We start from the raw sequence: 15174 nt of genomic DNA on the forward strand, positions 1-15174 counted from the left end.
ACAATTCTACTGCTGAAGGGGAAGGTTCGCGGTGCAGTCGCAGGTGACATTGGAGGAGCAGTTCAAAGTAACAGTATCAATCCTCACATGGCAACCAAAGAAGAAGCATTCGCATTCGTGTTCGGATGTCAGGATGTTAAAGTTACAATTACTGAAACACCGTAAATCCTTTACTAAAATCCCTGTTTATAGAAAACTAAACATATAAGTTATAGCAGTCCTTTTATACAACCCCAGGACCTGCATAAATTATCCACTTGTTAAGTAAGCGTCAAACAATCCCCATCTATTTAATAGGTGGGGATTGTTTGACGCTTACTTGAAGGTGACTAGCTTTATAAGTCGATTGATCGGTTGGATAGAAAATATGATGACATCCTTAAGGAGTGGCAGACCATAACGAAAGAGACAGGAGCTGATAGACTCGACAGCATAAATGTTCTTTTTCAGGTGCAGCACTCAATTTGTATAAACTTAATATCTGCAAAATTAATAAAAAGCATATAGATGTGCAAGAATATACTTTCTCATGTTATCTTGTCCTTCGTTTGCACTTTGAAGTCCACCTACACTTTCAGCTCCAAAAAATTTAGGTTGGTGGTGTCTCCATGGTCAATCCCACAAGCTGATAACGCTCCAATCACACCTGTTTGCAATACACCTGTTTTCAGTTTATTCATTTTTTCGCTTCCTCCCCTATTCAATTTCACTTATATGTTTCTATTTTTTTAGCCAGTTTGATAACTAGGTTTACCTGTTCATCATATATTTTTACTAGATCAATAGATTTTTGGACTTGTTCTAAAATCCACGGCATATCACTGTGAATTAGTTCAGTAGATAAGTATAATTGTTCAAATACATCTTCTGTTTCTTTATAACTGTTTACAATTTGTATAACCTTATCCAATCGTTCCTTATCCGTCATGATTTCACCTGATTAACTTCTTTTAATTCTGGCAATCGCACGTAAGCCCTATCCAAATCTTTTCTACTCAATTTTTCTAGTGGTTTACCCTCAAAAGTGTAAAAATTCTGAGATTGCAATTCTCTAATTATTTGTTCTCGTTCGGCAAGCATTTGTAAATACATGTGTTCTCCGCCCCTTTTTTTACATCAATCCAGTAATTTCATTTTTCTAAAAATTCCGCAACATTTTCATAGTCCAACACATCGACTAATTCACCTGTAATTATAATACGGTCTGAACCGTCATCACTATAACAGCTAACGAGTGTCACTAATTCTTCACCTTCTACATCATTTATGACATCTGTACGGTCAGGCATAACCACTTCACTTGATACCTTTTCATAGATATAAACGTTATTCTTATCTGTCACAATGATCTCTTCGCCTTCTTCAATATTGCGAATTGGTGCGAATAACTGGCTAGGGTTACGTGAGTTATGTCCTGCTAAGGCGTAATTCCCTTTTCCCATTTCCTGATCTGCTTTCATTGTTCCAATTCCTGCTTTTAATGTTTCATCATTCGTCCCCATTAAGATAGGTAAATGCACATCCACAGAAGGAATTAAGATGTTACCAATAGCAAATTCATGATCAATGTCAATTCTGACGGAAAGAGAATCTAAACTCTCAACACTCCCATAATCAAATAATTCTTCTTCTGATTCTGTTTCAATTCTTCGTTCCAATGTTTCACGATTGCGTTCGTAGTCCTCATATGAAAGTGACAGTACTTCTTCTTGTGCCTGTCCGATTATATAAGGTGAAATAACATGATTATTAAGTGGTTGCCACAAGACTAATATTAGCCCTGTCAGAACGATCAGAATACCTGTTATTTTAATAATTCCATCCTTCATGACTACCCCCCCTTTGGTTGAAGAGGGAGATATTCCCCTCTCCTAGTTATCTAAAAAATCAATTACTATATAATACTAATACAAATTAATTAACTATCTAAATTTAATCGGCAGTGATATACTTACTGCCATGATACCCGAAACTAATTTATATATAAGGCCATTATTTTGTACAGATCCAGATGAATAATGTTCACCTTGCTTTTCCCATAAAGATGAGCATCTACAAGTCGTAATGATGTCTTAATCTATTTTTCATTTACTAATTTTTTCTTTTTCGAACTTCTCTAAAAAACTTGCTACAAGTAAAAGTATTTTATAATTTTGATCATCATCAAGGTAATTATTTTCTTCAAAGTCAATGTTTGTAACGTTGTTTCTCTCTGCAAACGCAGTTAGAATTTTTTTAATACGAGAATACTGATAAATACAATCTCCTTGTTCCATAATGTCCTCCAATAGTTTTATATTGTTGACGTTCCTATTATATGAACGAACCAGCCATGCCTAAATTTTTTAATAGTTACTTAGTCATTTGATAAAAGATAGTTTGAGTTCTAAATAAAAAAACTGTCTTTGAAAGGATTACATGCATTCCTTTAACAATCTGGGTTTCCAGTATATTATTATGTGAAAATATTTGAGACCTCTAAATTTAAACTTATAACTTTAGTCTAATCATAATAATCCTGGTATTTGAGCTTTCACCTTCATTATTAATCTTGTATTTGTTTTTTACATTCTTAAAGGCTGCAGAAGCGGACTTCGATTGAATAATACCCGTACTCAAATCTTCCATATTTCCTACATAGTACTTAAACCACATACTTTTCCCTCCTTTACATAAAAATCATCTAAAGCACATCGAAATATTTGATGAATAGACATAATAGACTGAAAGTGAAATGAGTAGAGTAATGTTCAGAATAGTTATTTTAACCTTTTTATAGTTCGATACTATTTGCACCATTATCTGAACCTATTTTGTATGCCATAATTCAATACTAGCTTTTAATTAATTTTACAGATAAATTTTTATATCTGTTTTTATAAACATGATAATATTCTATTGCTTTCGCCTTATCATTCACCGTGAGTATATCTACTTTTTTATTAGTTTCTTCAAACTCAATTTCTTTAATTTCTCCTAGATTGTTAATCAAAATTATAGAATATTTATCTTCCATAAAATTACATCCTTTTTTATTAAATTTTCACTTTTAATTATTTACAAAATAAATGCAACGTGCGGCTGATTTTTTCATATAATCATAGCAGCATTGGTAACAACACAGGTTCTGATTGGAATTTTCCATAATAAAATCGTGATATTCCCCGAACATAACCCAAGATGTCACAGCTGCAATTTAATCTAAGCTTCCTCCCCCTCCTCCTAGTTCTTTAGTAGCGTTGTATAGTTATTCCTAAAATGATGTGATTAATTTTACCCTTTTCATCTGTACAAAAACTTTACATCTTCTTAACTAATGTAAGCAAAGAACAATCCCCACCTAAAACATAGATGGGGACTTCTTTATACTAATATGATATGAGATACATCAAGGTGTCTGGAAAATCAAAGAGTAATGGTAAAATCTGGTCATTTAAGAAACCTTCATAATTGGCTGAGTTTTTAGACAGTTATGTCAAGTAATGGAAAAGACTGATTTCACTGGTCTTTAACGGTTTCAATAACACTGCAGATCACCGATCCGTTTTTCAAATTAATACGTCATCCATTTTTGATTGAAGGGACTTCAGAACGTTTTTTCAGGCGTTCAATTGTGTTATATAGACGTTCATATCCTTTCCGTTTAACCAGGTAATCTGCAGTAAGAAGTTCAAAGGCTTCTATGGCGAAATCCCTGTGTGCTATTAAAAACAATTATTACTCTCGCCTATAGGGTAATTCTGCCGACCAAGGTAAAGCCCGTTCGATATAGGAGGTTTTCATATTTAAAGAGTGACATGCTCGGATTATCTCCGAAAATGTCACTCAAAGATATACTAGCTGCGAACTATTTTGTAAACACCCCTTCTGAAATCTTCCACTTTCTAAAAGTTAGACTTATTTTGTTTTCTTTTTTCTAAACATCATAAACGCAGCCACTCCCATTAACAAGCCCCCAAATAACGTAAACAACCAAGTCCCTAAGCCGCCTGTCTCTGGTATTGCCCAGCCTGATCTAGAGTTTTCTACCTGTACTTCATAATCCTCAGCTGACGCATCCGTAATTTCAATATCAATCGGGCTTGTAAGCAAACGGTAGGATTGTTGTTCCCCGTTGTCATCTGGGTATGTTGGTGCCTGGGTTTCCACGAGCTGATACTCCCCTGGGTTCAGTCCCGTAATGACAAGCTCACCGTCTTCATTCGTCACAAGATCCTGTAATGATGTCACTGTTTCACCGTTAACACGGATCACCGAATCCTCCGGAACGTCTATCGGGTTTCCTTCTCCATCTAACAGATCAAACACAGCACCTTCCAATACGATGTCATTATCGGCTGCATCAACTTTTATCACCGTTAAGCCGCCATCTACCGGCTCTACCATAACTGGTGGTGGTGTGATGAAACCCTCTTCACCTGAGTCATTGTCAAAATCAAGCGTTACGTCGTTCGGAATCCCTGTTTCGCCAGGCTCAAGCTCCGCATCCGGGCTGATCATCGCAGTAAATGTTAGTGTGAGTGTCTGGGCACCTTCTAACGCTGCAAAGTCCGTCACGTCCACGATGATGTCCTGACCATTAACTGTAAGGTCAACACCTGTGAAAGCTTCGCCATCTACCGTCACTTCCAGAGAATCTTCAACGAGCAATAAACGGCCGTCTAACGTATCCGTTAACGTGTACGTCTCATAATTCTGAATATCACCTGGCAGGTGACTGTCTATTTGATAGTCATACTCCTGAGAACGCACGATTTCCAGGAAATCAATCAGGTCACCTGTTTCAGGGTCCACAATATTCTTTTCTACATCCGGGTCTTCAAAGTTGACTTTGTCAACGTTTATGACTTCGCCGGATGTACTTCCATCTTCATTTATGACGCCCGGCTCTGTGATAGAGAACGTCACCGGCTCATTGTTTAACGTGTAGCCATCCGGAGAGGCTGTCTCTAGAAAATAGTAATCACCAAATGCTAGTCCGTTGAACTGAATAAGACCTTTTGCATCTGTTGCTAACCCTTCCGCTATCAGCTCATCTTCTCCCTCTTCTGCAACTTGATAAAGAGCGAATTCTGCACCAGATAACGGGTTTCTATCTTCGTCTTCTTTTATCAGTTCTACTGCTCCTCCACAAGAGTCCATCGCCACCCCAACTCGCAATGGTTCAACAGGTTTTAATCCATTAGCTGTTACCGCAAATGAGTTCCAGGCTGCCCTTTCTCGGTGCGGGATTTCAGTATCCAGGTTTTGATCACCTTCAGTCAATTCCTCTGGTTGAGCTTTCACTGTAAAAGATATATCTTGACCCTCAATCCATTCTGCACCGTTGTTTAATTCAATCTTAAAACTATGGATGGATCTCCAATCTGTGACTGCTGATTCTGTGATCCAGTCAGGATCTTCTGCCCCTGGTGGATCCGGGTGAGGAGATTCATCATCTTCATAGTCAACTTTTTCATGCATTTCTTCCCTGGAAGGGATTTTGGATTCACTATAAAAGACAGTTACCCGACCTTCCCAAGGTGTTTCTTCAAACGAAATTGCCTCTGTCAATGTTACTTCAAAGTTACTCCCCCGGTCCACATTATCTGTAATACCAGAGTCCCCTTCAGATGGCAGGACGTCAAGGAAATAGAAATTCCGAATGACCTCACCGGTCGTGTTGGTAATCGTAAACTGATATTCGATTTCACGTTCACAATTTGTTGTTACGGCAAAATCGCTAAAATCATCTTCCGAGCCGCTTACCCGAACCCCTTTTTCAATCTGAAGATTATTTGGACGAGCAATATTGTATACATTTCCAGACTCTGCATGAATTTCTGTGGAGTTTTCATTCTGATTGACATCATTTTGGTCCTCTGTAATGATAGTATCTGTCAGATTCCCTGAAGAATCTGGTGCTGTAAATTCCTCCGAACCTGAGAAACCATAAACATTCATTATCATCTCCGATGGAGCTTCTTCTGTCACGACTACATCAAAATAAGCGGATAAAGATTCCCCAGGTAATAGACGACGGTTATCGTAATTAAACTTAATTACTTGACGATCATTGATTTCGTCCAGTATTTCATAATCTGGTTCTTCTGAATTGTCACTGTATGTTGCCTTCATATTGCTTGCAAGTTCAACCCCAGGTGGTAGCATGGCAACAATCTCCAGTGGGGTCCTTAAGTTCGATTCAGACACCGATAAATTCTTAAATTCAACTCTTATTCGGTTTGTTCCTTCTTCAACAAATCGGTCACCAGGAATAAAACTATCATTATCATCGAGAAACCCAATTGATGTTTCTACGATCGGAGGTTCTGGCTCAGGGGTTTGGGTAATAATCACAGAACGTGGACCAACTCGGTCGCTTTCTTCATCTGAGCTAATCGAAAAAGCATCGCCATTATTTAACACCCAAGCATTGGTTAAAGTATTTGTTGCTCTGCCTTCCGCACCTTCATATACATTAAATCCAAGAATATTTCTGACGTGTACGCCTCCAGGGGCATCATTATAAACAAAGCGAACTCGCTCTGCATGAGCTCCTTCAGGTAATCCATAATCATTTGGATCAATTATTTCCCTATGATATCGAGTCCCTTCAGGTGCTGTCGGATCAAAGCTGTGAGTCACAGGATCTGTCCACTCACCGTTCACCATAAAACTAATTTGAGGATGTAATACTTCAGGGGTAGGTTCCGGATTTAATGTGTTTTTATACCAGGTTACTGGCATATGCAAATTAATTTCAGTTATAGAAAGTTTGTCATCTATTTCATACTCCTGAGTAAAAGATTGTAAATCAAATGCTAGCATCCCATCCTCAATGTAATTATTATATCCGCCCCATTGGTTACCGGTTCCTCTATTATCAGGAGACCAAATTCCACCGGTTACTCCATTATTAGTATATGACACAGTATGATTTAGCATAAAATTAAGAAATGCATCGTCCCCAACTGTGATTACTTCACCTCTATTGGAAGCACCCTGGATTGATCCAGTCCCATCAATCGGACCAAAGTGATTAGGAGTATAATAGGTTCCTTCTATAGGAGGAGTTTTATTTGTACTTTCTCCAACAGTGATGCTGCTTGAATTTGTCGAAGTTTTAATTACCCCGTTATTAAAAGAAGTTTCCACATCCGCCGTATTTTCGATACGGACCAGTTCTGAATCAGGTAACTGCCCTATTTCTACAATAATTGATTCTTGAAATTGGAATATAGAATCAGAAATCCCTACTGCTTCCTGCTCCTCTATCGATGGCGCTTCAACCGTCCAGGTTACTGTATTAGCATCCGCATCATATACTCCATTAAACTCTTCTAACTGATCTTCTTCGTTAAAAATAACTTCATCAGGTAACGTATCAGTAATAACAATTTCAGAAGTTTCATCAACATACGAGAACCCCGCTTGGCGTTTAGTAATAGCCGAAGCGATGTCCCACTTGAGATAATCCCCTGAAACAGCACGTTCAGTAGTTGGCTCAAGTGTGCCATTCTCTTCTCTAAAAACTGTATCAAATGATTTGGTTATAGAAAGGTTTCCATCCGAAATAATTTGTACTGGATCTGGCTCAATCATCATCTCACCGTCCAACTGATCAACAGTAAAGGTGAGGAACGACTCAATAAAACGCTCGTTTTCGTCATTGTCGCTAACCGGTGTCAACCCTAAAGCAGGTGATGCCTGTATCTGCGTGCGATACGTTTCTCCAGTCCTAAGTTCATCAAAAATATAAGTCAATGTCCCAGCAGCTTCATCATAGACCGGAAGAACACCTGCTATTTTCAATGACTCTTCTACTTCACCATTTTCCAGCTGCGGATAATTTACAGGACCATCTTCAGGGTCAGGTAAATTAATCAATAGATTCCCGTCTGTATAATGATTTCGGGAACCCGTCACTTTTATCTCCAGTTCATACAATGCCTCTCGTCCCGATAATACGGTATCTTGCAGTGCTTCATATGATATTTCCAAGTTAATATCATCACCGGTTACCGCCTGCTTGGCTTCATTTGATGAGGAGAAATCGGTCATAATTTCCAAAGAATCGCCACTGACTTTGATGCCAACTCCTTCATCAGTTTCTTCTGATACTTGAGTGTCTTCACTTTCTCTAAGTTCCTCATTTTCTTTTACGTCTTCCATCGACTCTTCTTTTACTATGTTCTCACTAGTTTCGTTATCACTGTTAGACTCTGGCGATTCAGTGTCTTCACTTCCACTACGTTCCTCATTTTCTTTTACATCTTCTGACGACTCTTCTTTTACTGTGTTCTCATTAGTTTCGTTATCACTGTTAGAGTTTGTTAAATTGTCTGATTTTCCAGAGTATTCTACGGTCTCATCTTCTTTTTTACCCGCTGATACTTCTTTTTCATTAACCTCTTCATCGTTTACTTGATCATTTTTATCAGATTCATCATCATCTATTTTTTCAATTTGAAAGGTATTACTTTCTTCTTCTAATATGTCACTTTCTCCCGGTAAAGTCGTTCCCACAGAAAAGCTGGCACTAACCATACCGGCTTTGACATCGTCTTTAAATGTTGGCGTGAATTCTAGAGCCAATTCAATAGGTTTATCATCAGACACCTTGACATCTTCATAATTGAGGGAGTCTCCTTCCTGATCATAGAGAGGTTTCTTCCCGTCAACTACTATCGAATCTGGATCTAAATCAAGCGACAATTTGTCATCGTCCGGCAAGTTAATTTGCAGGTCTCTCACTATCTCTTTTGAATCTGGATCCTCTGGGTGGATGAAGACATCCAATATCCCCTCTTCTCCTGATTCAATAATATCGTTATTATATTCGAGATTAATTAAAAGGGACCCCTCATTCTGCCCAATAGATTCAGATTCTTCATGAATCTCCCCCTCCTGAGTAGTTTCACTCACATAGTTGTCTTTCTTTTCTTCTTTAATACTTCCCTCGGCATTCGTATAGAACGGACTCAATTGGGTAAAAATAAGAAGCATTATTAACCATGAGAGCGTAATTTTTTTAAGCAGCATCCGCCTTATATTCATTACATCATCTCTCCTTTTAGACACCGGCATTGTTAATTGCCGGTATAACGTTCGCCCCACACAAGTAACCGTTGGTCATTACTTCTATAAGGATGACACGTAAACAGGGTCACTAAATCCTTCCCGTCCTGAATACCGAGGTGATCCGTTTCCCATGGATAAACCACCTCTGTGTCATTTATTTCATAAGTTAAACTTTCATCAAACAAATGAATATGGAATTTATCCCCTAGGTCTAAACGGTCCAAATGTCGAAACATCTCCTTAGTAGCCATCCCTCGGTGGCCAGCTAATAGTGAATGGGTATTTTCTCCCCCAGCAGGTAATGACGAGCCCTCTACTTGGCTGACTCCTCTGGAAAGGTTGTTCTCAGAAGCCCCTAAATATATTGGAAGCATCAAATCTAACTTAGGAATTTCGAGTACAGCAAATATTTCACTGTCGGATATCAAATCACAATTCGTTACACCCTCGTTATTTATATCTACAAACGGGTCTTGAAAGTCGTTGGCCAGTGAGTATAATCTGTCATTACACTTCCTTATTTCTTCTAATTTCTGTCCGGAATCATATCCAGGTTCTTCGTATTTGGAGAGATAATCATTCGACTGTCTAGATAGATTGTGATTGTTAATTAGCTCAGCAATATGTGGATAGGTTAAAACCAGTACTCCTAATATTAACAGAAGAAATCCTAATTTCTTTTTCATCATACATTATCCTGTCTTTTTTTTCGGACTTTTTTCGCTACTATTATAGTAATCGAAATCAGCACTAAAACCACAATCCAATGCCAAGGAAATGACTGGCTGGTGCTGACTTCCTGGTCTACTTTTTCTTCTTCTGCATGAATCCGCTCACCTGTTACTAATAACCGGTGAGTATTGATGCCATAAGGGGTACATGTAATCAAGGTGGCTAAATCTCTTCCTTCCTGTAAAGCAAGAAGCTCCGTTTCATGTGGCAATACTTTCTCAATATGTTCCACCTCGTAATGCAATGTTTCGTCTAAAACTTGGATTTCAAAAATATCGCCCACTTTAAGCTGATCTAAATCACGAAACATTTTTGTTCTTGCTAACCCTCTGTGAGCAGTGATAACAGTGTGAGTATTTTCCCCACCGCCTGGCATTGAGGTATTAGACATATGACCTGCGCCACGATCCAAAACATCATCCCCAGTCCCATGAAAAATTGGGAGTCTAATATCAATTAATGGTATGTTCACATACCCCATTGTTTCTCCAACATTCAGTAAATTGTAATAACCGCTACCTTCCAGTTCTTCATCTGGCGATGTCTCAAAAGGATCTGTGAGAGGTGCTTCCTCAAAATTAATGTTCTCGTTGAACCTCTTTACATTTTCAAGTTGCTGTTGTTTTTCCCTCTCTGACATAGCACTTACATTTCCATCATAATTTTGAATTATATTAATATGACGCTCTGTCATCCACCAATGACTGACATGCGGATACAATAGCAGCCCCGCTCCAACTAAAAACGTCAATATAATGATCACACGCTTCAAAAATTTTCCTCCTGCAATTTACTAAAAGGAAAGAATATACGAAATATACTCTTTCCTTTTGTCAAGGCACCTCTTTATTCAGCGCTAAATAATCTTTAATTCATCTATCTAACGAGTTAATAAATACGTTGCCACCGTCATTATAAATGTTCCTGAAACGGTGCACATAATTGAGCCTAGACCGCAACACATAGTTATCAACACCTTTACAATTTAAAAGTAATAGTTTTAAGCTGTTTTAGTATCTCTTCGTAAAAATAAGAAACCTGCCGCTCCAATCATTAGAAGTCCAAAGAATGTGAAAAGGATGGTACCAAGCCCGCCTGTTTCAGGTAAAGCCCAGCCTGGTCTAGAGTTTTCTACCTGTACTTCATAATCCTCAGCTGACGCATCCGTAATTTCAATATCAATCGGGCTTGTAAGCAAACGGTAGGATTGTTGTTCCCCGTTGTCATCTGGGTATGTTGGTGCCTGGGTTTCCACGAGCTGATACTCCCCTGGGTTCAGTCCCGTAATGACAAGCTCACCGTCTTCATTCGTCACAAGATCCTGTAATGATGTCACTGTTTCACCGTTAACACGGATCACCGAATCCTCCGGAACGTCTATCGGGTTTCCTTCTCCATCTAACAGATCAAACACAGCACCTTCCAATACGATGTCATTATCGGCTGCATCAACTTTTATCACCGTTAAGCCGCCATCTACCGGCTCTACCATAACTGGTGGTGGTGTGATGAAACCCTCTTCACCTGAGTCATTGTCAAAATCAAGCGTTACGTCGTTCGGAATCCCTGTTTCGCCAGGCTCAAGCTCCGCATCCGGGCTGATCATCGCAGTAAATGTTAGTGTGAGTGTCTGGGCACCTTCTAACGCTGCAAAGTCCGTCACGTCCACGATGATGTCCTGACCATTAACTGTAAGGTCAACACCTGTGAAAGCTTCGCCATCTACCGTCACTTCCAGAGAATCTTCAACGAGCAATAAACGGCCGTCTAACGTATCCGTTAACGTGTACGTCTCATAATTCTGAATATCACCTGGCAGGTGACTGTCTATTTGATAGTCATACTCCTGAGAACGCACGATTTCCAGGAAATCAATCAGGTCACCTGTTTCAGGGTCCACAATATTCTTTTCTACATCCGGGTCTTCAAAGTTGACTTTGTCAACGTTTATGACTTCGCCGGATGTACTTCCATCTTCATTTATGACGCCCGGCTCTGTGATAGAGAACGTCACCGGCTCATTGTTTAACGTGTAGCCATCCGGAGAGGCTGTCTCTAGAAAATAGTAATCACCAAATGCTAGTCCGTTGAACTGAATAAGACCTTTTGCATCTGTTGCTAACCCTTCCGCTATCAGCTCATCTTCTCCCTCTTCTGCAACTTGATAAAGAGCGAATTCTGCACCAGATAACGGGTTTCTATCTTCGTCTTCTTTTATCAGTTCTACTGCTCCTCGAACTATTTCATTTTTAGGATAAATGTGAACATTATAATTTAAAGTATCACCATCTGTGTTCGTCATTGGAATATCGACAGAATAAGTATCTGGATTTAAGACAACTTCGTTAGGGCCGTCAGTTTCTCTCACTTCATATCGCCCTAATTCGATACCTTCAAATACAACTTGTCCATTTTCTTCAGTAACGCCCGTGTAAATCTCTCCATCAGTCACTTCTGACCATGTGTTTGTATCAGGATCATATGAGTGCGTTTGAGTGATTTCAAAGATGACACCTTGTAAAGGATCTCCTTCTTCGATCCCTTGATCAGGTAAACCAGTTCCTACTCCTGTTTCCGTACCAGGCTCTTGTTCAAATTTATGGATAGTAAGCGTCGGATTAGCTTCATCTCCAAGAACGCTGTATGCACTAACTGCCTGCAATGTTAAAAATGAACTCATAAGAATGATCATCATTAAGCTGATTTTAAAAATTTTAGTTTTCATGTTAGTCTCCCTTCGATACATTATTCAATCACTTTAAGTTAACCTTACAATCTCCCCCTTTTTTATTTTCTACATAAATTTAAAACAATATATTTATAATTATATAAAGATTACTAGACATAACTATACAAATTCTTTACATCCGTTCCACAAATCTACACTTACCTTTCACAATCACCTGAAATTAATTTTAATCGTTAGCAGTTTTTTTATTTTTTCAAACCAGAGTTATATCTATTAAACAGTTAGTAGTCGTTAATATGTATCCACCTTCACTATTATTAATAGATATATTATTATAATATTCTCTCAGTACTTGGCTGACATGATATTCATTTTGTTGAAAAGCTTTCTCTGCCCTAACATACCCACGCATCAAAACTAAATAATTGGGAAAGCAGAGGCGAAAAAAAGCCCCGGCTTTTTTTATTCCTCACTATTAAAAATATTTTTTGATAAATGTAAGTCATTTTCCAGTTTGCCAATTATTGTATATTTGCTAGTTATATAGCATACTTAATTTGATATGTATTCCATTCTTATTTAAAAAAGGGGAGCTAAAGGTATGGCATTAAAGAAATATTCATGGGGTATTATTTGTATTTTGTTTCTAGTTGCAGGGTGCCAGGAAACGGAAACAGACGAAATTGCAGCACTTTCAGAGGACAACACTTCTGAGAGTAATGAGGAAGTAATACTTTCAGAAGATAACTCTTCCGAAAGTAAAGAAGATGCAGCTCAGCCAGAAGAAAATAATTCTGGAAGTAACGAAGATGGATCCCAGCTAGAAGATAACAATTCTGAAAATGATGAGAATGAAGAGCAACAAAAAAATGAAGCTAATAAAGAGGAGGATCCCTCTGAAGATGGGATTGCAATCGAAGAATTTGAGGCTGATATCCGAGAAGAATTTCTCGTTCACAACAGGGAGGGAGAACCTTATACTGTTTATTTATTCAGCGATAATGAAAAAGAATTTACTCAGGAAGACACTTGGGTAGGTGCCGAAGCCGGGGATACGATAACAGAAGGAAATTACCAGTTTGCTTTGAGAGCTCCTGAAAGCAAGTTTGTGGAAGTCCAATCTGAATCTCTGGATAATTGGACTTTTAATCATAACCGTATGCCATACTATACGCTCAAAAACGATCCTGATCTTCTTTTCTTTCAGCAGGATATGGCAAGTAATATAGTAGAAACTGTTGGATTCATGGTGGATGAAGGCGAGCTCCACAGTATCTCCTACCCTGACCTGCATGGAAACTCATCGACATATAAAAGTATAGGTGATCAACAGTTCCAGCATTACTGGTATAACAACCAGTCAGGAACGTGGACATTTCAAACCATACAACTGAACGTTCCTAATTATAGTTTTGAAGTTAAGGAAACGTTCGAGTTTAGCGGCGATGACTTTTATATGGGAGAAGACTATGCCAGCCGGTTTAACTCAGAGGCAGAATTTTTTGTGGAAGAGAAACCAGACGTTCAATATAATAGTCTCTTAAATGACGAGTTTTTTGAAAATCAGCTTGTACAAGGCTATTTGATGGATTCAGAGTTACATTTAGGGCAAATTGTAGAGGATGTTGAAGCAGAATTAGGCCCGGCTTTAGCCGTAGAATTAAACTTTTATGGTCCTGGAGCAGACTATTATATATATGAGGATTATTCTTACCTTGTCTCTCAAGAGGAGAATCACGTAATAGAAATAGCTACTAGACCTCATATTATAGGTAACCCCCATTACAAAGATGTTAGGAACATATTCGGCAAGCCGACCTCTGAAGGTTTTAGTGAACTGGACTTCTATTACCACGTCGACTTTAATGTTTTCGACCGTCGACTGACCTTTATATTTGAGGAGAAAAATTCTGAGGCCTTAGGTGTGTCAGTTAAGTAGTTCCTAAAGCAGTCACCAAAAGGAGTCCATGTATGGTGGAATCAATCATCGAATTAGACAAGCGCCTGTTTGAAAAACTGAACCAGCACTATTACTTAGAAGCACTGGATCCTATCACAGTCTTTCTCACAGCCATTAGTGAGGTGGGGCTTTTTTGGTGGGTTGTTGTGGGCCTCCTCTTCTTATGTCATAAGCGAGTGGGAGGCTTTGCGGCCGGACGGACACTTGCTCTTAGCGTCGGTATTGTGTTTATTCTGCAAGCGGTCATCAACCAGTTCGTCCCACGTCCAAGACCACCTCTATCTGAAGAAGGCGTGCGACTGCTCGTAGACCCGCCGCTGTCCAGTTCGTTTCCTTCCGCCCATGCAGCCACTTCCTTTGCGGCCATGACAACGCTCGTGTACTTTTTCCAAGCTCCAAGTACTGGGCTGTTCCGTTAGGCTTAATCTTTGCCTATTCCCGATTGTACGTAGGCGTTCATTTCCCAATAGATACGATAGCAGGTTCACTCCTTGGCATTGTGACCGCTGCACTTATCATTAAATTAACCGTTTCACGTAAGAACTAAATTATTAAACACAGCCATCTACTTTCCAGTGTCAGCAATTAGTTATTTCTAGCCATAACAGCTAACCTTTTCAATCATTTTGCTCGTCTGAGTATTGCATTAGGAAAGAGCCAGTTATGCGGACTTTTAAGCCACCAATTGCGGACAATAGAGCCACTCAGTGCGGAACTAAGAGCCAAGATA

Annotated in this window: 12 protein-coding genes and 1 pseudogene; 2 read left to right on the forward strand and 11 right to left on the reverse strand. The window is 38.9% G+C overall.

All coding sequences use genetic code 11. The features are described 5' to 3' along the window. Nucleotides 1-706: 706 nt before the first annotated feature. The 11 genes from BMW59_RS10880 to BMW59_RS10915 all read right to left on the reverse strand — a co-directional run bounded on the left by BMW59_RS10880 (nt 707) and on the right by BMW59_RS10915 (nt 12520). The gene (locus BMW59_RS10880; protein WP_093051619.1) at nt 707-928 is read right to left on the reverse strand and encodes a hypothetical protein; all 222 of its coding nucleotides are present in this window, start codon (nt 926-928) and stop codon (nt 707-709) included. After that, complete coding sequence (locus BMW59_RS21725; protein WP_177174299.1) at nt 925-1092, reverse strand: hypothetical protein; 168 nt, start codon at nt 1090-1092, stop codon at nt 925-927. The genes BMW59_RS10880 and BMW59_RS21725 overlap by 4 nt, the downstream gene beginning before the upstream one ends. Nucleotides 1093-1130: 38 nt before the next feature. After that, nucleotides 1131-1829, reverse strand: a complete 699-nt coding sequence (locus BMW59_RS10885) for a class A sortase (protein WP_093051622.1) — start codon at nt 1827-1829, stop codon at nt 1131-1133. Nucleotides 1830-2084: 255 nt separating this feature from the next. Then, a complete protein-coding gene (locus tag BMW59_RS10890) occupies nt 2085-2276 on the reverse strand; it encodes a hypothetical protein (RefSeq protein WP_093051625.1) in 192 nt (63 codons plus the stop codon). Nucleotides 2277-2490: 214 nt separating this feature from the next. Beyond that, complete coding sequence (locus BMW59_RS21730) at nt 2491-2655, reverse strand: hypothetical protein (protein ID WP_177174300.1); 165 nt, start codon at nt 2653-2655, stop codon at nt 2491-2493. 178 nt (nt 2656-2833) lie between these two features. After that, nucleotides 2834-3016 (reverse strand): hypothetical protein, encoded by a 183-nt coding sequence (locus BMW59_RS10895; RefSeq protein WP_093051628.1) that lies wholly within the window; start codon nt 3014-3016, stop codon nt 2834-2836. A gap of 545 nt (nt 3017-3561) precedes the next feature. Then, nucleotides 3562-3714: a response regulator gene (locus BMW59_RS21735; protein ID WP_177174301.1), complete on the reverse strand. Its 153-nt coding sequence runs from the start codon at nt 3712-3714 to the stop codon at nt 3562-3564. A 183-nt stretch (nt 3715-3897) separates the two neighbouring features. Then, complete coding sequence (locus tag BMW59_RS10900; protein WP_177174302.1) at nt 3898-9063, reverse strand: SpaA isopeptide-forming pilin-related protein; 5166 nt, start codon at nt 9061-9063, stop codon at nt 3898-3900. 8 nt (nt 9064-9071) lie between these two features. Beyond that, entirely contained in the window at nt 9072-9752 is a 681-nt protein-coding gene (locus BMW59_RS10905; protein ID WP_093051631.1) for a class C sortase, read from the reverse strand. After that, the gene (locus tag BMW59_RS10910; RefSeq protein ID WP_245733067.1) at nt 9749-10558 is read right to left on the reverse strand and encodes a class C sortase; all 810 of its coding nucleotides are present in this window, start codon (nt 10556-10558) and stop codon (nt 9749-9751) included. The genes BMW59_RS10905 and BMW59_RS10910 overlap by 4 nt, the downstream gene beginning before the upstream one ends. Nucleotides 10559-10795: 237 nt before the next feature. Next, nucleotides 10796-12520, reverse strand: a complete 1725-nt coding sequence (locus tag BMW59_RS10915) for a SpaA isopeptide-forming pilin-related protein (protein ID WP_177174303.1) — start codon at nt 12518-12520, stop codon at nt 10796-10798. 565 nt (nt 12521-13085) lie between these two features. Between BMW59_RS10915 and BMW59_RS10920 the strand changes: the two genes are divergently transcribed. Beyond that, nucleotides 13086-14423: a hypothetical protein gene (locus BMW59_RS10920; RefSeq protein WP_093051637.1), complete on the forward strand. Its 1338-nt coding sequence runs from the start codon at nt 13086-13088 to the stop codon at nt 14421-14423. A 32-nt stretch (nt 14424-14455) separates the two neighbouring features. Then, nucleotides 14456-14991, forward strand: a pseudogene (locus tag BMW59_RS10925) (phosphatase PAP2 family protein). Nucleotides 14992-15174: the final 183 nt, after the last annotated feature.

This window comes from Salipaludibacillus aurantiacus, assembly GCF_900111295.1.
GTDB classification, from domain to species: Bacteria; Bacillota; Bacilli; order Bacillales; family Salisediminibacteriaceae; genus Salipaludibacillus; species Salipaludibacillus aurantiacus.